Origin of the sequence: Photobacterium profundum (assembly GCF_003026285.1) — a bacterium.
Classification (GTDB): Bacteria; Pseudomonadota; Gammaproteobacteria; order Enterobacterales; family Vibrionaceae; genus Photobacterium; species Photobacterium profundum.
The window spans coordinates 1-21,031 of record NZ_PYOD01000026.1 but is presented as its reverse complement, the minus strand read 5'-3'; the positions used below and the strand labels follow the sequence as shown (position 1 = coordinate 21,031).

At 37.6% G+C, this 21,031-nt stretch carries 19 protein-coding genes and 1 pseudogene; 10 read left to right on the top strand and 10 right to left on the bottom strand.

Features of this window, described 5'->3' with window-relative positions:
• Window positions 1-108: 108 nt before the first annotated feature.
• The 9 genes from C9J48_RS26590 to C9J48_RS26550 all read right to left on the bottom strand — a co-directional run bounded on the left by C9J48_RS26590 (window position 109) and on the right by C9J48_RS26550 (window position 9,103).
• A complete protein-coding gene (locus C9J48_RS26590) occupies window positions 109-1,080 on the bottom strand; it encodes an Ldh family oxidoreductase (protein WP_006229478.1) in 972 nt (323 codons plus the stop codon).
• Window positions 1,077-2,093 carry a Cj0069 family protein gene (locus tag C9J48_RS26585; protein WP_006229477.1) on the bottom strand — a complete coding sequence of 339 codons (1,017 nt, stop codon included), beginning with the start codon at window positions 2,091-2,093 and terminating at the stop codon, window positions 1,077-1,079. Before C9J48_RS26585 ends, C9J48_RS26590 begins: the two co-directional genes overlap by 4 nt.
• Before the next feature lie 8 nt (window positions 2,094-2,101).
• Complete coding sequence (gene dcuC / locus C9J48_RS26580; protein ID WP_006229476.1) at window positions 2,102-3,385, bottom strand: C4-dicarboxylate transporter DcuC; 1,284 nt, start codon at window positions 3,383-3,385, stop codon at window positions 2,102-2,104.
• 67 nt (window positions 3,386-3,452) lie between these two features.
• Window positions 3,453-4,376, bottom strand: coding sequence for a phosphoenolpyruvate mutase (aepX, locus tag C9J48_RS26575; protein WP_006229475.1), 924 nt, complete (start codon window positions 4,374-4,376; stop codon window positions 3,453-3,455).
• Window positions 4,377-6,044: 1,668 nt separating this feature from the next.
• The gene (locus C9J48_RS26570) at window positions 6,045-6,248 is read right to left on the bottom strand and encodes an HP1242/YdcH family protein (protein ID WP_006229474.1); all 204 of its coding nucleotides are present in this window, start codon (window positions 6,246-6,248) and stop codon (window positions 6,045-6,047) included.
• Between the two features lie 27 nt (window positions 6,249-6,275).
• Complete coding sequence (locus C9J48_RS26565) at window positions 6,276-6,458, bottom strand: hypothetical protein (protein WP_006229473.1); 183 nt, start codon at window positions 6,456-6,458, stop codon at window positions 6,276-6,278.
• A 335-nt stretch (window positions 6,459-6,793) separates the two neighbouring features.
• Window positions 6,794-7,666: a patatin-like phospholipase family protein gene (locus C9J48_RS26560; RefSeq protein WP_107281296.1), complete on the bottom strand. Its 873-nt coding sequence runs from the start codon at window positions 7,664-7,666 to the stop codon at window positions 6,794-6,796.
• Window positions 7,667-7,772: 106 nt separating this feature from the next.
• Entirely contained in the window at window positions 7,773-8,552 is a 780-nt protein-coding gene (locus C9J48_RS26555) for a DoxX family protein (protein ID WP_006229423.1), read from the bottom strand.
• A 2-nt stretch (window positions 8,553-8,554) separates the two neighbouring features.
• Window positions 8,555-9,103 (bottom strand): YbhB/YbcL family Raf kinase inhibitor-like protein, encoded by a 549-nt coding sequence (locus C9J48_RS26550; RefSeq protein ID WP_006229424.1) that lies wholly within the window; start codon window positions 9,101-9,103, stop codon window positions 8,555-8,557.
• Window positions 9,104-9,465: 362 nt separating this feature from the next.
• Here C9J48_RS26550 and C9J48_RS26545 point away from each other — a divergent pair, with 362 nt between their 5' ends.
• The 9 genes from C9J48_RS26545 to C9J48_RS26505 all read left to right on the top strand — a co-directional run bounded on the left by C9J48_RS26545 (window position 9,466) and on the right by C9J48_RS26505 (window position 18,370).
• Entirely contained in the window at window positions 9,466-10,134 is a 669-nt protein-coding gene (locus tag C9J48_RS26545; protein ID WP_006229425.1) for an SDR family oxidoreductase, read from the top strand.
• Window positions 10,135-10,194: 60 nt separating this feature from the next.
• Window positions 10,195-11,382: an MFS transporter gene (locus C9J48_RS26540; RefSeq protein ID WP_006229426.1), complete on the top strand. Its 1,188-nt coding sequence runs from the start codon at window positions 10,195-10,197 to the stop codon at window positions 11,380-11,382.
• A gap of 46 nt (window positions 11,383-11,428) precedes the next feature.
• Window positions 11,429-12,310, top strand: coding sequence for a DoxX family protein (locus C9J48_RS26535; protein WP_006229427.1), 882 nt, complete (start codon window positions 11,429-11,431; stop codon window positions 12,308-12,310).
• Between the two features lie 30 nt (window positions 12,311-12,340).
• Window positions 12,341-12,970 carry a GrxB family glutaredoxin gene (locus C9J48_RS26530; RefSeq protein ID WP_006229428.1) on the top strand — a complete coding sequence of 210 codons (630 nt, stop codon included), beginning with the start codon at window positions 12,341-12,343 and terminating at the stop codon, window positions 12,968-12,970.
• Between the two features lie 8 nt (window positions 12,971-12,978).
• Window positions 12,979-14,034 (top strand): alkene reductase, encoded by a 1,056-nt coding sequence (locus tag C9J48_RS26525; RefSeq protein WP_006229429.1) that lies wholly within the window; start codon window positions 12,979-12,981, stop codon window positions 14,032-14,034.
• A gap of 218 nt (window positions 14,035-14,252) precedes the next feature.
• Window positions 14,253-15,425 carry a DUF3500 domain-containing protein gene (locus C9J48_RS26520; protein ID WP_006229430.1) on the top strand — a complete coding sequence of 391 codons (1,173 nt, stop codon included), beginning with the start codon at window positions 14,253-14,255 and terminating at the stop codon, window positions 15,423-15,425.
• Between the two features lie 34 nt (window positions 15,426-15,459).
• Complete coding sequence (locus C9J48_RS26515; protein ID WP_006229431.1) at window positions 15,460-16,071, top strand: DsbA family oxidoreductase; 612 nt, start codon at window positions 15,460-15,462, stop codon at window positions 16,069-16,071.
• 122 nt (window positions 16,072-16,193) lie between these two features.
• Complete coding sequence (locus C9J48_RS26510) at window positions 16,194-16,799, top strand: HupE/UreJ family protein (RefSeq protein WP_006229432.1); 606 nt, start codon at window positions 16,194-16,196, stop codon at window positions 16,797-16,799.
• A gap of 137 nt (window positions 16,800-16,936) precedes the next feature.
• Window positions 16,937-18,370: a catalase gene (locus C9J48_RS26505; RefSeq protein WP_006229433.1), complete on the top strand. Its 1,434-nt coding sequence runs from the start codon at window positions 16,937-16,939 to the stop codon at window positions 18,368-18,370.
• Between the two features lie 1,440 nt (window positions 18,371-19,810).
• On the opposite strand, the pseudogene C9J48_RS26495 reads toward C9J48_RS26505, so the two are convergent.
• Window positions 19,811-20,406: pseudogene (locus C9J48_RS26495) on the bottom strand (tyrosine-type recombinase/integrase).
• Window positions 20,407-20,626: 220 nt separating this feature from the next.
• On the opposite strand from C9J48_RS26495, the gene C9J48_RS26490 reads away from it, so the two are divergent.
• Window positions 20,627-21,031: alpha/beta fold hydrolase (locus tag C9J48_RS26490; protein WP_146151662.1), on the top strand; the 405-nt coding region annotated here is incomplete at its 3' end.

The window sequence follows — 21,031 nt, the reverse complement described above, 5'->3', positions numbered from 1 at the left end:
CAGAATGCGTTAGACATATTACTCAATTAGCAAGCCATGAATTACCTCAGGTATGGCTAAGCTCTAGTTTTATGGCCAAAACATCATCCCACTACACACCGCTTAGGTTTACGGCAGAGTTAAAATTTCCTCACTTATCTCTATATCAGCAAACTGATTCTCTATGAAGTTGGCTCCTGGAACATATCCTCCAGAGCTATCGATTATCTTTATAAATTCATCCATTCGAACATTAAATTCGTTTAATGGAATAAATTTACTTATATCTACAACAAAGAAAAAATCCCCTTTTCTGTTTATTTCACCTTTTCTTTCTTTTTTGTGAAGACTCGTACCGTGAATATGTGTAGAAAAGGCAGAACCAGATAATACTGAACTAAATATATCGACCATACATCCTATAGCAAAACCTTTGTAACCACCCAATGGTTGCAAAGACCCTTTAAGAGCCTCTATTGCACAAGTAGTTGGCCGACCTACCTCGTCCATTGCCCACGATAAAGGAATTTGCAATCCAGCATCTTGGTATTCTTTAATCCTTCCCCTCGCAACTTGTGTGGAACTCATATCCATCACTATAGGTGCTGACGTTGAGGGCGCACCGAAGGAAAATGGATTAGTCCCTATAGTAACCTTCGATGAGTTTGGTGCCGCCATCGCAGGGGAACTGCTACTGCATATAAACCCAATCATATTCTTACTGGCGATGTATCTTGCATAATGACTTAAAGAAAATAAATGATTTGAAGAGCGTAAAGAAACTGCAGCCGTTCCATATTTTTTTGCTTTTTTTATTGCAATCTCAATGGCCTGCTTGGCAGCCACTGGACCTATAACATTTTTTCCATCCAATACCGCTATTGAAGCATCATTATGAATAACAGGGGCAAGTTTCACATATGATTTACTGTTAGCTATTTCGATAATGTTTTTTGCATACTTTATCCCGTGAGATTTATCTCCTCGTTGCTCTGAAGCAACTAAAACATCTGTTACCCAATTTGCATCATGCCAATCTAATCCAGAAGACATAAATTTTTTTATTAGTAATTCTTTTGCTTCCCTATATGTCACCTTCATTTAAAATCACCATGGTAAGCATCAGAAATTCGATCCAAAATCATATCTGCCATCATGCCTGGGATTTCAGAATCTAACAAAGATGTAAACCCAAGACAGTTACAGTTAATCTCCGAGATAAAATATTCACCATTTACCGTATTTCTTATAAAATCTATGCTCCAAAGCAAAGGTGCAGGTCTAGAATCGTTTAATTTATCGAGGATTATATTAATATTAACTATGACAAGATCAATTAAATCAGGATGCTTTGATATATCTTCATAAATATATTCCGACCCTGAGTGTAATGTAGTAGAAAAGTTAAACTTCCCACTTGTTGATTTTTTATGAATAACATAACACGGTGTATTACCGACTAAAAGAACACGATACTCACCCTCGTTAATCCCTGGTAAAAAAGGCATGTCAATAACATCACCAGATTCAAAGCTAATGTAATTATTGATGAAGTCATTTACCGATATATTTTGGGTATGATTATTTTGAGCATCTGTCACTCTGATTTCTGATGTAGCGTTATCAACAAGTCCTACTCTCCAAATACCTTTTCCACTAGAACCTCTATTTTGTTTAAAAACCCTATCAGAATATAGGTTTTCAATATTAAAATCTTCAATGAGCTCAGCTTTATCTTTATAAGTCCTCATATCATCTGGAACCAAGCCTGTTCCTACTAGTTTACATAGTGAAGATTTAGAACCAAGCGCCAGTAAAGTGCTCGGCGGTTCGATACCAACAACACCTTCGGCAATAAGAGCATCTAAGAAATGAAAATAGCTTTCCTCTCCTGTTACCAATTTACCAGGATTTATTCTAGAGATATAAGCAGAACAATTATTTTTCATAAATTCAAAGATATTATCTTTATCACTAACTGTAAAGTGTATAGCTTTACAATCTAAGCCAATTTTTTTCACTGCTTTTATTATTGGTGAAGTATCCTTTCTAAACCCAGTTTCGTCTTTATTTTTGTCTTCATTAGCTTCCAACACAATCACAATCTTCTTCATAATTAACCTTAAATATTACTGTATATGATTGAAAAAAATGTAACACTCATAGCTGGGACGATATTTCTTATAATAATACTAAAAAGCGAAACCTGGGAGATATTGGAACATAGTAAAACTGTTGGAGATATAGGAGATATAGATCTCCCAACACCAGATATCATTTGTACTGAAGAAAAAGTTGAGCTAAATTGTGTCATCGACGTTAATTTCAGCTTAGACATAATTGCTACTATTGTAATAAATGAAACGGTTCCTGACCCTAATAAGGTACAAGACAGCACTATAATTAATACTAAAACTGACGAGAAAACAATTGGATTAATCGTACTTAAATGCATATTGCTATAAATATTAACAACATTCTCTATAGGTAACGTGCTTACTAGAAACTTCCCCCCAATAATTATAGAAACAATAAAGAAAAATGAATTACTTACACTATTATAAAAAAATAAAACTTGTTCTTTAATACTAAACTTCCTCATCCTCAGGTCAATAATGAGTGATACTGATATACACACTACCCCAACCCCCCAAAGCGGTAAGTTAAAATCAGTAAAAAAACGTTCAAATAAAATAAGAAAAAGTGGAAGTAATGGTAGTAAGGCTACAAGCATATTGACTTTGTGTTTACTATCAAAGTCATCACCTTTGTTTGATTTATCCTCTATAAACCCTAGGCGTTTATCCAAATAACACTGCCAAAAATAGTGGCTAATAGCACCAACAACAGCAATACCAATAAACAAAATGACCTGTTCATTCATAACATAGTCGTAAATATGCTTATTTTGCTCTTCAGCCATATAAATAGTACTTGATTTTAATGGACCAAACTCTATTACCCCAATAGAAGTAATCATTGCGGCAGCACCATCTTTACTTATACCCTTAGACACTAATATAGGAAATACTGTTGACATAAATATCATAGATAATGCAGAGGCCGATGTGATTACAACACTTAAAAGCAGCCCAATCAAATAAAACACAGCTAGGATTAAATATCTATCCTTTATCTTACCAACCGGCTTGTAAACAAGTGAGACCAATTCTTTTGTTGAACCGTTTTTATTTACATACTCTGAAAATGCTACAATAGTTACAATATTCAAGCCAATAGTTAAAATAACATTCCAAAAAGAACTAGAGAATTCCAAAGCAGTTTGTTGTAATCCATTACCATTTAATAATGAAACAGTAACCCCTGATAATATAAAAATAAAAGGAATGAATTTTCTTTTATACATCAAAGAAAAAAACATTAATACTAATAACAAAACAGACATAAAATAATCCATACTAATTATGATATTATATTGCCAGTTCAATCATAACTGAACTGACAGTACTGCATTATCGAGTACCTGGCACTAAATCTAATATTTTTCTTATTGACAATAAATCAGGCTCTGTTTCAAATGTTCTACCGTTTTTAAGTATTTTCTTTGAAGAGTATTCCATTGCTTTGTATGCAGCCCTTAACATGTGATTTGCATAAATTACAACATTGAAACCAGCATTTTTTAGCTCATTGAATTTCACTTCGTTATAGCTAGTTGGCACACAAACCAAGATTTTATTTGGATACTTGGCTCTATACTCTTTAGCGAACTCAAATATTTCTTGGCCATCTGGCGAGCGACTGTGGATCATTACCCCATCAGCTCCACTTTCGCTATAAGCAAAAGCTCTTTCTAGAGCATCATTCATACCTGCTTCTAGGATTAAGCTTTCCACTCTTGCGATAATCATAAACTCTTGAGTTAATTGAGAGTCTTTTCCTCTTTTAATTTTTGTACAGAATGACCCTATAGTGGCTTGATCCTGCTCAACTTCATTACCAAACAAGGAGTTTTTCTTTAATCCTGTTTTATCTTCAACGATAATTGCCGACACACCAAGCCGTTCAAGTGATCGTATATTTAATAAAAAATGATCAACTTTCCCTCCAGTGTCGCCATCGATGATTAGAGGTTTTGAAGTGACTTCAAATATATCGCTTATATTTAACATTCTGCTCTTAATGTCAAGGAACTCAATATCTGGCTTTCCTCTACTTACAGAGTCAGTTAAAGAACTCGACCAAAAGCCTTGATACTCTACATTCATTCCAGAATCAACGTCATTCGCGTTAACATTTTCAGCTATAAGTGCAGATATGGGATTATGAGTTTCTAGTACTCTAATACAACCATATAAGTTTATTGCTTCTTTTAATTTTGACCGCCTAATGCTAGGGATGGATAGCTGTACGCTATTACTGATTGCATTGTCCATAAGTTACCTCTTATGTAGTCAGAGTATTACACAAACTCGATATTATGTTTCTTTGCAAAAATCATGTTGCTTGTATACAAACTTTGGCATGTTGCAAATGATTAACTAAGGCAGTTCTACCCGGTGGTATTGTAATTATTATGGATAAACAGCTTCAATGTTAAAGAGACAACTAACGGATGTGGACCTCTCTACGATAAAAATTCACACTTATCATTACGTCACCATAGATAAACGTTCGCCTTGCTTATCATCTGTAATAACTTAAATCCATGAAGGACTTTAGACTAATTTTCGTATTTTTAATCAACCTGCGGCCACAACAAGCTTCTTAATCAATACATGTTCAGACTTAATATTTTTCAGCCTTAATCCAGCCACATCTCACAACGGCCCTTATTTTTCTAGCTAAACACAAAAAAACAGCATTTCATCTTGTTTACTGATAGTAAAAATAAAGATTGCTCCATTTCTTTTTGCTGAATTTTCATAAGGTGTTGTGGAAAAGTATGAACTGGCATGCTCATCAATCATTAAAGCTTATATATTCTTTAATGATATTAAAAACAAATTTGTTACAAATTAAGTTCTCATTTTTTATTTTCTTTTATGAGATGAAACATAGAGTTATGTTAAAAGAAAAATGATATGGGATTATAATGTTTTTTCACCAGTCCCCTTATATAACTTATAAGTCACAAGTATTACTTCCACTACAACCAAATAATAAACAAGATTGATAATTACTTTCAGCGAAAATCTATATTCTTGACATTGAGTAATCTAGATAGCTATACCCACATCACTCAAAGGGGGTTTTAAAATACATAATTTTACCATACTATTTCTTAAAGTGATTGCGTTTGGCATCACTGTGCTTGTACGCAAGTGTTAAACAGCTAACCGGAATTAAAAGCGGATTATGATAACTGAACTCAATGCTAATAAAATTATTGATAAGTATTTGAACGCGCCTATGATAGCTGAAGGTTACTGCTATTAATTTCTTATTAACTTTATTTAAGTTAATTCTAGCATGATTATTTCAACTTCTCATTAGATATACATAAATGGCCTCACTACTATAAATTTGATAATTATCATTAACCAATGGATGGAATAACATTATGACAATTCTATTTTTTCGAGAGTTTAAGGTTTTAGCTATATATTTTCGCTGATAACAATGTGAGGGATAATAACCCTTTATTATACTCAATAGCTTGGAAGCAGACAGCGGCTGAATCTAATTGAAATCCTTTCAATTAAGTATCTGATAATATCGTCGACCAAAGTCACCGCAAGGGGAAATAGTCAAAGTAATGGATGCATCTCGTATATCACTACTCTAACACCAAACAGTGAATACTTAAGCTCATCGCAATGCAAAGAGAAACATCAATATTCAAACAGAAAACAATTTTGACACGATTTCCTTAACGTTGGCACCGGTGAGCTAGAAGAAGTATCTCTCAAATTTTAAGGGAAAAAGGCAGTAAGCCAAACCACAATATCGTGTAGCGGTATCAGCTTACCGTACATTTCCATTCCATTGGACTTCAAGCTCCTTTATCAGTAATCACTGAGGTAGAACTGCATTACCTGGTTAGTTGCAACAACCCCGGCCTAGTAGCGACTGCAATACTTTTTCCTCGTTATTCACTAGATTCATTTTTCACTCAAATATGACCAAAGTTCATCTTTTATTAGCAACTTTTCTTTTTTCAATATGAGAACTTCTGAGTGTGGTGCTATTTTTAATTCAAGGTTTTTAATGTCATTATCTAGCTTATTATGTTTAGCAAATAGCTTATCAAAATGTGCATCATTGCCTTTTAGTGATGTAATCAATTTTCGGTACTCTGGAAACATGATTTGACTTCCTTTAATAATTTTTATTTATATTCTATTGATTTTTTCGGTTACATTTCGAATGTATTTCACTTTCCCTTTTTCAATTAATTTTGCAGAGTAAGACGGTGAAAATATTACTTCTTGACCAACAGTCAGTTGAATTTCCTTATCCCAAGGAGGCATATCTTTATAGCTGTCACTTTCTAAAATCCTAACTAAAATATACATCTTTATTCTTCTGTAATTGGTGGATAAATACACAGTTGGTTCTTAAAACATCTAGAAGGAACCAAAAAACATAGCTAAAATGAACAAGACCAATACTAAAAACATTTCAAAGTATTCGCAACCACTCTACATCTCGACACACTTATGTAACACCCTCAAAAACTAAAACTCACGTTGCATAATTACAGCGTTCTAATACACACATCAGCAGAGCTTAATATAATGAGCCATCCTCCCTATGTCTACATTCCAGTAGCTATTGTAGTTATAATTCAAAAATCTGTGGCAGACGAAACACCACTCACCTCTTCGTTTACATGTAACCATTAACCCCCTTAAAAGCAAAAGTGACAATTTTCTGCATTTAGTCCATATGTTCCACTTATTATTGATAGGTGTTCTTCTCCTGCTGTTTTCCCCATATTATACCCCTCACGCAATACAGCTTTATTCATGGTGAGCCTTTTAACTGCAAAACTTTCTGGTGGTGCAATAACTCGAACCGTTGCATCATTAGGTGGATTTCTAATGAAATCTAAAGATTGATTATAATTTTTTGCTCTTACCAACATAGATTCGGCAATATTAGGATATTGAGATAATAATCTTTTCATCAGCCATGGGTATTTAGTGGCTTTCATTTGATAACTTAGAGGATGCGATAAAATTACAGTGATATCACGAGCCCCACGTCTATATGCTTCTTTTATTGGTATTGAGTCAGCGACACCACCATCAGTATAACAGCCACCAGAAAAACACGGTGTTTCACGATAAGCGATAGGCAAGGCTGTGGTAGCTTCAATAATCGTTGATAATGTACCTGGCTTAATTTGATAATAATCAGCACTCCCAGTATCAATATTTGTCACTGCCGCATACAAAGGAATATTGGAAAAAAGATGATTACAATTCAAAGGATAACGTTGATTTGATTCATCCAAAAGCCATTTGACATCAACAAGGTTTCCTCCTTTAGCAAAACGGATTGGATTAAAAAAAGTTTTATCTGTTGCCATTGTAGTGATGACATTGAAGCTGCGAAGCGGTGCATTGGAAAGATAACCCACTAAGTTAGACGCCCCAGCTGAAACACCAATAGCGAAATCATAGGGTTGGTAATTATCACTCATAAAAGCATCTAACACGCCACTGGCAAAGATACCTCTCATTGCCCCCCCCTCTACAATTAATGCACTTGTTTTCATTATTTCATTCCATAGCAAATACCCAATCAAATTGGATATGAAGTGTAAACCCTCAATGATTAAACTGAAGGTTTGTATATTGAGAGATAACTCTCTGGTTGGGCTTTTATTTAGCCGTTATTAATTTCTTGTTTAAGTGGGAGCTAATCATTGAATCGATTGATAGTGCCCCTTGTTTTTTAATTAGCAAGAATGGATATAGAACCATTGCCCAGAAGAATGGAAATTCCCAACCACCACCAGGCATAGCCCAGGTATAACCAATTAAGAAGTGGCCAGAAAATATTTCTGCTGCTGCGAGATAGATAATCGCCCAGACTACGCCAAGTCGAGTAAACAATCCGCAACCTATCAAGATAGCGACAGCGATTTCTGTAATACCACCAGTATAAATCATTAGGTTGGTAAACCATGGTCCTACAGCATCAAACCCTGCGACCTGTCCAAAGTAGCCTCGCATACCATCATGAATGATTGTTCCAGCAAATAATTTTTCTGTTCCGTGAGTAAGGAAGTTAAAACCAACGAACAAGCGAATAAGCGTTAACGACAATTCTTGTGGATCACGTTTGTAAATCTCTTTACCTATTGTGATTAATTGAAGCAGAAGAGGGATTAAAGAAAATGTTGTAATCCAAGCGACAAGCGAGATGTCATTTTGGTCACCAATACGAATAATAATGATCGTAGGAACAATAGTAACAAGAAAACTTAAATAGTTATTATGCCTTAGCTTCAACACTAAAAATGGGGTGATAATACCAAAGAAAAATAATGACGTAGACAACCAAGTATCATTATAGGTATCCATCCGTAAGAAAATGGCAACTAATGAAAGGAATGATGTAATCATCATCAGTGGGAAATACTTATTTTTATTTAACATGACTAATCCTTTTTATTCTGCTTGGCAGTAACTGTTAGCGTTGTTGTTTCAAGTTTATGACCAAGAATATTTAACGAAGTAATTGCAGGGGTCGCATTAGCGTCTATTGGAAGCTTATCAATGTCTAAAGCCGTTAAACGCCATTGGTAATGATGAATCTCACCAATCTGTGGGCATGAACCAATAAACCCAGCGCTGCCAGTGTCATTAACACCTACGATTGATGTGGCAGGTAATACACCACCATTAACACCACCATTTAAGTGCACTGTACCTGCTGGGATGTCATAGATAACGAAATGAACAAATCCACCATCTATCGGGGCATCTTTATCAAAGTAAGTTAATGCAAAGCTTTTCGTTCCTGCTGGGATATTCTTAAAACTGAAATCAGGCATCATATTCTGGCCATCACATCCAAAACTATTCGCAAAAAACTTAGCCTCGAGAGTGCCTCCATCTCTTACTGAATTACTTGACAGCATTAAGTTTTGAGCCATTGAAGAAAATGAAAACAATAATGAAATTGTCGCTATATATTTATATTTCATATCAACACCTTAATATTAAGTAAGGTATACGCTACACCCATGGAATGAGTAAAATAACCACTTAAAACTTGAATCACTTTCAATTTTTATTTGATATTTAATTAAGGCTCATCACTTCACATTTTTCTAACTTATATTATTCATTGCCCCTTCCCTTTAAAACTTTGCTGAATAGCTCAGATAACACTTAATTCTTTAAAGAAGTTCGTTGTATGCCCTTTTCATTACTCATATCTATAACGCTACACTTGCACATACCCATTATTCAGTTTAACCGAATAATGATTTCACATTTCGCACAATTATCAATTTTATGTTTATGAATATAATGGCAACCATCAACGGAAAAGGTGGAAATAATCATGTTAAAAGAAAAGCAAACATTCGTAATCATAGGTGGAACCTCCGGTATTGGTGAAGCTGTTGCCAATAACTTTCTAGGTGATGACAACATCGTTCATGTTGCTAGCCGTAGCACTGGACTGGATATTAGTGACGAGAAACAAGTCTGTGCTTACTTCGAGTCAATTGGTGCTTTTGATCATCTAATTATTACTGCAGGTTCATACGCTCCTGCAGGAAAAGTAATAGATGTTGATATAGCTGACGCTAAAGCAGCGTTTGATACCAAGTTCTGGGGAACAATTAACGCAGCTAAACATGCAGCAAGATTCATCAAGCCAACGGGGTCAATCACCATAACGACTGGCATGTTATCAAGAAAAGTTGTCGCAAATACTTACACCAAAACAGCCATTAATGCGGCCCTTGAAGCTGTCACTAAAGTGCTCGCTAAAGAGCTTTCACCTGTTCGAGTAAACGCAATTAGCCCAGGCCTAACGATGACTGCCGCATACAAGAGCATGGATGAAACTAATCGTGATGCAATGTTTGCCAATGCAGCCTCTAACCTTCCAGCAGGCAAAGTGGGGGAAGCATCTGACATTGCGATGGCTTACTCATTGGCAATCAACAATAAGTACATGACAGGCTCGATCATCGATGTTGATGGCGGCGCGTTAGTTAACTAAAAAATCCAAACAAGCTGCTGAAGTAACTCTGATCAGCAGCCAATACCCTAGGAAAATAAAATGAAAAAAGAATCTATACCATTCCAGGTTTGGATATTAACACTCGCGGCATTTGCAATTGGTACAGCTGAGTTTGTTATTGCAGGTATTCTTCCTCAAATAGCCACATCATTAACCATTACCGAGGGCCAAGCAGGTTATCTAATCAGTGCCTATGCGTTAGCAATTGTAATTGGCGGTCCTATTCTTACTATTTATCTATCACGTTTTAATAAGAAGGCAGTTCTATCGGGTTTGATGATCATATTCATCATCGGTAATGTGCTTTCTGCTTATGCGCCTAATTATAATATTCTCTTTATAAGTCGCATCATTACTGGTCTTGTTCAAGGTCCGTTCTATGGGATCGGTGCTGTTGTTGCAACTAACCTTGTATCTGAAAAAATGGCAGGTCGTGCCGTTGGTCAGATGTTCGCTGGCCTCACCTTGGCTAACGTTCTTGGTGTTCCAGCAGGTACTTGGATTGGTCTTACTTATGGCTGGCATTCAACGTTTCTCGTTGTTGCTGCATTAGGTGCTTTAGCAATGCTTTCTATTATTGCATTCATCAAATCAACGGGTCACGGTGAAGCTAAAGATGTTAAGTCTCAGCTACGCGCATTCAAAAACCCTGCCCTACTTATCAGCTTAGCTATCACAGTCTTTGCTTGGTCTGGATTCATGACACTTTACGGTTACTTAGCACCCATCGCTATGCACATAACAGGTTACGGTGAGGACGCTGTTACTTGGATTCTTGTCATCGTTGGTGCAGGTCTAATCATTGGTAACACTCTTGGCGGTCACTCTTCAGACAAAGACCTAAATAAAGCTTCTATGTTCTGGGCCATTGCGATGATCGTATCACTTGTTGTTGTTGGTCTAGTTGTTGATAACAAGATCTTATTCGTAATCGCTGCATTCATCTTTGGTATTGCATCATTCGCCAATGTTCCAGCGATGCAACTTCGAGTGATGAAGCATGGTGGTGATGGTCAAGAACTCGCTGCTACAGCTAACATCTCAGCGTTCAACTTGGCTAACGCATTTGGTGGGCTCCTTGGTGGAATGGTATTAGATAGTAACCTTGGCGCTGGAATGATCCCATACGCAGCAATTGTAGTGCCTATTATCGGCCTGTTCTTCATCGCTAAAGCCAACCGCAATGACGAAGCAGGAAATGGTAAACCAGCGACAATAGTCAACTAATCCAGTTAAGGCCCATCTACTGGGCCGTTAATTAAAGGTGAATTAAATGAACACTTTTGATAAGTCATTACGACTACTAACCATCATTACTGCCGTTGTCACTATCTTCTTTTCAGTACACTCATTGCTAGAAAACGGGCTAAGTTCCTGGGTATTTATTTCAACAGGTGCATTTATAACGGTTCTTGTTGTTTCACTCATTGAGACGTACAAAAAAGGTAACGTTGAATTTTTTGGGTTAATTGCTTCAATGCTTGGAGGGTTAACTCTTGGAAGACTGTTCTCAACAATGCACCTTGAAACGATAGATCTTTCAACGCTGTCATCACTTGACCCACTCATGGTTGCTGAAACGGGGCCTGGCATACAAAGCATTGAATTCACAAGTACATTACTTGTCGCTTTATTGGCCATTCAGATAGTAAGACTTCCTTGGCTAAAAAGGATGTCAATTCAAAGTCGAACAATTGGCAATCCAAACGCTTACGAATGGGGAATGACGTTAGTAAGAATTTACGTTGGCATGATGTTCGTTGCTCATTTCACTGGTCACATCTTGGCTGGAGGCGCTCCATTTGCTGTCTTCACCGATTACTTCGGTGGTATTGGGCTTCCATTCCCTCAAGCATTTGTAGTGTTAGCGGGTGTTATCGAGCTATCTCTTGCAATCATGCTTTCATTTGGGTTTATGACTCGATTAGCTGGTTTTGGGTCTGCAATATATCTCTTCGTGTCGGTAGGCCTTGGTGGTCACTATGCTGTCGGATATGTATGGGTACTACCTACTGGCGGTTGGGAATTCCCAGCAATGTGGATATTTGTTTCTGGCATATTCATGTTAGCGGGAGGCGGAAAATCATCAGCCGATAGTTGGCTAAAAGAAAGATATCGATATAACTCAAGCAAGCTTAAAACGTTAATCGCTTAATTCGACGAAATAACTAATAGGATTTAAACCATGAAACTATACATCTATGAACACTGCCCATTTTGCGCACGAGTACGTTACGTAGCAGGCATGCTAAACATCAATCCAGATATTGTTGTTGTTGGATATGATGATGAAAAAACGACTGTTGATATTATTGGTAAAAAACAAGTTCCAATCCTGGTTAAAGGTGATGGCGATGTCATATCAGAAAGCCTAGATATTATTGAGTACTTCCTTAACCTTTCTGATTCAACAAACAAAAGTGTACCTTCAGATTCAATTACGGAATGGCAAAAGCAATCATTCGGTGTTCTTCAAAAGATTGGGTACCCACGCTGGCATCAAATGGGTATTGAAGAGTTTGGCTCTGATTCTGCTAAGGCACTATGGCGTACAAACAAAGAAACTGAAGTACTTAACTTTGACCAGCTAGTTGCTAACTCAGCTGAAATAGCGAAAGAAGCTGAAGCATTAATTGATAAAGCATGGTCTGTTCTTGACCTCGATTCTCACCATCAAATGAATGTTGTTGATGAAGCAGTCGTGTTTTCTATACTTCGCGGATTCTTCAGCATGAAAGAGATCAATTGGGATCCAACAGTTAAAGACTGGATGGAATCTGCCAGTAAAAAATCAAACGTTAAACTAATTAAGTAGGTTTAGAGTTGCAAAACCGTGTCGTCATGGCCCCAATGACACGTGCTCGCACAGATCAGCCAGGAAACATTCCAAACTCTATGATGGCCCAGTACTACAAGCAGCGCTCTACTGCTGGACTTATCATCTCTGAAGCAACTCAAATTTCTGATGACTCACAAGGCTATTCATTCACTCCTGGCGTATACACAAACGAACAAGTTGAAGGTTGGAAGGCTGTCACTAAAGAGGTTAAAGGTAGCGGTGCTGCTATGTTTTGTCAGCTGTGGCATGTTGGCCGCGTATCACACCCGACATTCCAAAAAGGTGGACTTCCTATCGGTCCTTCAGCTTTAGCGCCTATCGAAACTAAGGTATGGATTTCTGACAATGAAGGTAATGGTGCAATGTATGACTGCATTCAACCACGCGAAATGGACCAGTCTGATATTGACCGCGTTATAAAAGACTTCGCGACCTCAGCTAAAATGGCGATTGATGCTGGTTTTAATGGGGTTGAAATACACGGTGGTAATGGATACCTAATCGATCAGTTCTTACGTACCAACTCAAACAAACGCACAGATAAATATGGCGGTTCACGTGAGAATCGCACTCGATTCCTACTTGAAGTTATTGATGCTGTCATCGAATCAATTGGCGCAGATAAAGTAGGGGTTCGCCTAGCACCATTCGTCACATTCAAAGACATGGACTGCCCTGACATCGTTCCAACTATCATCGATGCCTCAAAAGAACTTCAAACACGAGGTATCGCATATATGCATTTGTCTGAGGCTGACTGGGATGATGCCCCCGTAATACCTGAAAGCTTCCGCGTTAAGCTTCGTAAAGTCTTCACCAACACGATTATCGTTGCTGGCAATTACACGCAAGATCGCGCGAATGAAATTATCGAAAAAGGATATGCTGACCTGGTAGCCTTTGGTCGTCCGTTCGTATCAAACCCCGACTTAGTTTCACGTTTAAAAAATAATAATGAACTGGCCGATTTAGATGGCGCTACGTTGTTTGGTGGTAATGAGATTGGTTACATTGATTATCCAGCACTCGATGCACTTTAATTAGTGGGCGCTCAGAGGGGTCGGTAACGATGGGGGTTTGAGCTGAAGCTGATTTTTTTTTGCAACAAACCCCACTTCAAATAATATTTAAAACACCTTCTAGTCAGAAGGTATTTATTTGAGAATTAAATTCAAATATCTTAATTGACGCATATATCAATGTGAATATTGATTTATAAAAAGGTTAGTTTTATACATCAAGAATAGAGAATGAAGTTATGGCATCAATTGAAGAAACAGTGAGAACCAACATTGCAGCGAAAATGAGTAACGCGGCAGATTTATTTATTTCTTCTCTTCGTTCAAACCAATTATCAACAGCCGTGTGGGACTTTCCTTCAAATACTGAACGTACAATGTGGTTTTATACACCCAGTGATCACGGCGGGTTGACGCTTGCCCAAATGAATGATCACCAGCAAGCACTGGCCTTTAATCTTTTGGCTACAGGGCTTTCAGAAGCCGGTTATGCCACCGTTTCGACAATAATAGGACTAGAAAATGTCCTCGATCGTATTGAAGGACATAGCTTAAATGCTGGTCAAGGACGCTTTAGGGATCCCAGTCGCTATTACCTTCGTATTTTTGGTAATCCTAATGGTATGAATTGGGGCTGGCGTTTTGGTGGCCATCATATTTCAATCAATAATACTATTGTAGGTGGTCAACTAGCGTCAGGAACCCCCAGTTTCTTAGGTGCAGATCCAGCAACAACGCCACTCTTGGGAGCGCATATGCTACGTCCCCTCGGCTCCTTACAAGATACGGCATTTGATTTACTTACAAATTTTAGTGATCAGCAGCAATCCCGCGTTGTGATATCTCCCATTCCCCCCATCGACACTGTAGGAGGTAATCGCAGTTCGATTGATGTGGGACAACATCCTATCGAACCTAGACGACTTGCTGATGTTTGGCGACAAAAATTTCACGGCCGACAACAAGATCACTTTGAGCGAGTTCAAGATTTACTCGAACAACAGATAGGGCTCACCAGTAAACATCGCAAAGCCGTTAGTTTTTCCTCAATACCTAAAGGGTTAGCCGCTGCTGATATGAATAAACATCAGCGAGATATCCTAACAGAACTAATCAATCTTTATGTTGGACGTTTGCCAGATGAGATTGCAGATCTTGAATTAAGAAAAGTCACAGGTGAGCGATTTGATGGGTTGCACTTTGCTTGGGCGGGTGCAGTCCGACCTGGAGAGCCGAGTTATTATCGAATTCAAGGAGAAAGTTTGGTTATCGAATTTGATAATACCCAGCGTGATGCAAACCATATTCATAGTGTATGGCGTGACCCCAAAGGGGATTTCAGTACCGATTTACTAGCGCAGCACTACGTCAAAAGTCACCATCACCATCACCATCACCATCACCATGATTAACAATCATATTATGTTACCGCAGAGGACTTATCGTATGAATATCCTTGATATTTACTTGGATTTTACCTGCCCATATTCTTATATCGGATATCACCGTATAGCAGAAGCCGTTCGCTTAAATGCAATAGCTCCCCAAAATATACAATATCGCGCATTCCAATTAAATCCAAATTTGCCAGAAGCTGGCATTCCACGTACGACCTACAGAGAAAGAAAATTTGGTTCAATGGAAGAATCACGCCGACGGGACACCATTGTCTTAAATATCGCAAGAAATGAAGGTCTAAAAATTAATTTTGATAATATTTCGCTCACTCCCAACACACGCCGTGCTCATCGTGCAATAAAGATAGTTGAAGCACAAAAAAGAGATTCATCAGCGCTGTATGACAAAATTTTTTCCGCTTATTTCACTAAAGGTCAAGATATTGGAGATACCCAAATACTCATAAAACTGGGTGCAGAATTAGATATTACGTTGACAGAAGAACAACTCAATAACAAAGATCTTGATAAGACTATTAATGATGATATTGCTGATGCTCATTCGGTAGGATTAACCGGTGTACCTTTTATTGTGAATAGCAAAGATGGAACACACATTAGCGTTACTAGCGCTGTATATGCCTTGATGAACAATGCCTAACATACTGAAAAATATTAAATATCTTTTGACTAGACGATAGTACACATTGTGGACGCTCTGGTAACTCACAAATATCAAATTAAAATCAAAAGCTTAACGAAGTAAGACTAAGGATGTTATCAATGAATTTTTCACGTTTACTCATACTTCCAACTTTATTCGCCGCTCCGGCGGCCTTGGCTCACCCTGGACATATGGCACATGACTCAATTGTTAGTGGTATGTTACATCCACTAACAGGGCTTGATCACTTAATTATGTTACTTGGTCTGGGTATATTGATCAGCCGTGTTACCCGTTCTTTAGTAAACAATGATTCAGTCGCGAACAGCAATTCATCAATCAAAATAAAATTAAGCTTATTTATAGCAGCACTTGCTAGCTTAGCGATAGGCTTAATAGCAGGTAATGTTATTGGTGCCATAACCGGTATTGAACAAATAATTGCAGCTTCAATTTTTGTTGTAGCTTTAGGTGTTTGGAATACTTTTAACCATAGAGAACCCTTCACAAGACGCTTATTAATTACGTCAATTAGTTTATTATTTTTCCATGGGTTTGCTCACGGTGTTGAAGCTACTGGACGTTTATCTGGCTTTGGTATTGGCATGCTAATTACTGCAGTTGCAATTATGTTTGTTGGTGAGCGAGTTTCATATTTAGTCGCAAGTAAATGGCTTGGTGTAGGTATTGCCGCATCGGGAATTGCACTAATGGCGATGCCATAGTTACTATCTTGTTTGTATGAGATCAAACAAATTATTGCTGAACAAGGTGTTCATATTGATGACTCAACCATCAATTGTGAATACTAAAATATGCACCATTACTGGAACATCATACTCGAAGTAAAAGGGATAAAATCATGACTAAAAAACTAACGACAGCAGCAGGTTGCCCAGTTGCTAATAACAACAATGTAATGACAGCAGGCCCTCGTGGTCCTATGCTTCTACAGGATATTTGGTATCAAGAGAAATTAGCTCATTTTAACCGGGAAGTTATTCCAGAGCGTCGTATGCATGCTAAAGGCTCAGGTGCATTTGGGAAATTTACAGTCACAAATGATATTACAAAATACACTCGTGCTAAAATCTTTTCAGATGTGGGTAAAGAAACGGAAATGTTTGCTCGTTTTACTTCTGTAGCAGGTGAACGTGGTGCACCGGATGCTGTTCGTGATATTCGTGGTTTTGCTTTGAAATTCTACACTGAGGAGGGTAACTGGGATTTAGTTGGTAATAACACGCCAGTATTCTTCCTGCGTGACCCATTAAAATTCCCTGACTTGAATCGTGTAGTTAAACGCGATCCAAAAACAAATATGCACAACCCAACAAGTAACTGGGATTTTTGGACATTATTACCTGAAGCTTTGCACCAGGTAACCATTGTAATGAGTGACCGTGGCATTCCAGCGTCTTATCGTCATATGCATGGTTTTGGTAGCCATACATTTAGTATGATTAACGCTGATAAAGAACGTGTGTGGGTTAAATTTCATTTTGTTTCTCAACAAGGAATAAAAAATCTCACTGATAGTGAAGCTGCAGATGTTATTAGCGGTGATACTGAGAGTAACCAACGTGACTTATTCAATTCAATTGACGATGGAAACTTTCCTAAGTGGACAATGTCAATCCAAGTTATGACAGAGCAACAAGCTGAAATAAGCCCGTTTAATCCATTTGATTTAACTAAGGTCTGGCCAAAAAATGACTTCCCACTTATCGAAGTGGGCATCATGGAATTAAACCGCAATCCGAATAACTTCTTCTCAGATGTAGAACAAGTGGCTTTCAATCCAGCAGCTGTCGTACCGGGTATTAGTTTCTCGCCAGATAAAATGCTTCAAGGTAGATTATTCGCTTATTCAGATGCACAGCGTTATCGTTTAGGGGTTAATCATCATCAGATCCCCGTAAATGCTCCTCGCTGTCCTATTAATGCTTCACACCGCGATGGCCCAATGCGTGTTGATGATAATCATGGTGAAACAATTGGATATGAACCAAATTCATTTGGTGAGTGGGCAGAGCAGCCTGAATTTGAAGAACCTATGCTAGATGTATTCGGCTCAGCCGGACATTATGATTTCCGAGAAGATGATGATGACTACTTCAGCCAAGCTGGTGACTTATTCCGTCTAATGACTAAAGAACAACAGCAGGTTTTATTTGAAAACACGGCACGTGCTATGAACGGTGTACCTGCCTTTATCAAGGAGCGCCACATTGCCAATGCAACCAAAGCCGATGAAAAATATGGACAAGGTCTTCAAGTAACATTATTTGATTAAAGCCATAGGTCGTCAGTCGTTTTAATTAACCACTGGTTAACATTCATCATCGGTAGAAGCGGCCCCTTTCTATTTTATGCATTCAGATAAACTCTAAGCTCTACAGCCGAGTTTATGTCTGAAATGCTTATCCACCAATTAGACTTGTCAAACTCACCATATAAACGTATTTTTGACAAGTTTAATAAAAGAAGAAACCTATATTAGCTCTGATTTAACAATCACATTAATTACCAAATTTACAATTAAATATATTTCATCATCAACAAAAAAGGCTTAAGTATGGTCCATGGACAAGTGCCTCCCAATGATTATCAATATTTCATTAACGATATCGACATCTATTTTTCAAGTGAAAACCTGGATATTTTTGATTATAAAAACTTAATTATCTTTGAAGTTTCTTTTATTATTATTTTATGTTCTTGGTTGTTTTAATTCTAATCAACAATAAAATAATTATATTCGATAATTCTGTAATAACTCCCCGAAAACGGCTTCGAAGAAGCCTTTGGTGATCACAATAGAACTAGACTTCCATTAACACGCTTTTGGACATTTCCTTGTTAAGAAGTTTGGGGAATACTGACATTTCAGATAACATCTAATATGCCAAAATATGATAATTAACTATAAATGTGTGGCTAAATTCGCTAGTCACCTATCAATTTATGATATCACCTCTAACTAGATGGTCAAATTCACCGTACCACTACAGGTTGAGGTTTTCACTATTTGTGAAAAAATTACAGAATAAAAACGTTCTTTCGATTGATAAATGATTTTTATCTCAATATAACAAAGCCTTATGGGATGGCGTTAATTACATTTGAATCATTACGATTTTATTATTTTACGCTTAATTTTATCAACATGCTTTGATACGATTAACGAATAATATCCTACGCCTCCGAATATGATCCCATACACTAGGGTCAGATAATTAAAATGGCCTTTAGTCACCATAAAAAGAAGTAAAGATAAAAATATCCCGCTTAATATTGTAAGAATCCAATAATTTGCTTTCAGGTGTATTAATTGATCTTGTAAGATTTCATTTTCCATTAATAACTCTTTTGATTATTTAGTTTGGCTTTGTTGAGCACATTAAAGATAATTCTACATTCACATGCTGTAGATTTTATACATTTACCTATCTTTCTGGCGTAAGTTCTATTGAAAATACAGCTTATAAGCTGTCGCGATAGGTGTTAGGCCATAGAAAAACTGACACCAAAGAACAATTTCCTCACAAGGCAATAGACATACAATAAACAGAACTAAGGATGAAAGATAATAGATTAAACTTATAATTCTGATAGGAAAAACCTATCGTTGAAATTATGTCGTAAATCGCAATCTGTTCGCGAACATGGATAGGGGCAACAACTTGTCAGAATGTTGGTTAATGGGAACCCAAAGAACTAGGGTTCCTTTCGACTAACAATCAGTGCCTTCTGAAAGTAACAATGCGTCTTCTAATTCAACACCAAGGTAGCGGAGGGTGTTATCTACCTTTGTATGCCCGAGTAAAAGCTGCACCGCTCGAATATTTTTCGTTTTTGCATAGACTAATGTTACTTTGGTTCGTCTCATCGAGTGAGTGCCATACAGGTTAGGGTCCAACCCAAGATTTGACGCCCACTTTCTGACTAGATTGCGATAGTACGAATAGCTAATCGGCTTATGCTTGCGCCCTTGGCTTGGAAAAAGAAAATCGCTGCTACTTAGCGAAGCAATCAAAATCCATTTTATTAGAATTTGTTAAGTTCTTGTCGTTATCTCAAATTGAACTTCAATATCTGTTTTCGCTGGATATGCTTAACACGATTAAATATCCTATCTTGCGAAGATACATCGCAAACCCTGAGCAGGAGCAAATCACTCGCTCTAAGTTTGCTATCAATAGCTAAGTTGAGCAGCGCAAGCTACATCAAACTATTTTCGATTTCTAATCTGGTTCTGATCCGCCAAATTTCCTCAAGCCGAAAAGGCTTTTTGACGCCACCCCGTTTCGTTTTGTTGAAAACCACCATGATGGCCTTCCTCTTTAATTAGTCATCACGATTGTAGTTGGAAGGAAATGAACAGAAACAATTTAGCAGAACCAAAAGTGCCACTTCATTTGAGCTTCTACCTTTATCCTATTTTTCTCAAAGCTAACCTTGACCTGTCTAAAGCTTCATAGTTTATAGTGCCTATATTGATTGAGAGGGGTATTTCCTGTGCTCCCTCAAAAGTAAATAGAGAGAAACTATGAAACGTTTAATTTTGACGATGACATTCTTAGTATTCATGTCATTAAACAGCGTGGGTGCTTTGGCGAATAACACATCTTCTAAATACGGTGTTGCGATATCCGGCGATGGTGAACTAATCGCTTATGGTATCAGTGGGGGCGGAGAGACTGCGCTTATCTTCATTCACGGCTGGAGCTTAGACAGTAGGCTTTGGCAGAACCAGCTTGGTTACTTTTCACAGCAGTACCAAGTGATCACCATGGACTTAGCAGGACATGGGAACTCGTCCTTCAACCGAAAAGAATACACCATGGTCGCTTTCGCTAATGACATTAAAGCGGTAATCGAGAAAGAACAACTTGACTCTGTCATCTTGGTTGGACATTCGATGGCTGGTGGCATTATAGCAGAAGCAGCGAAA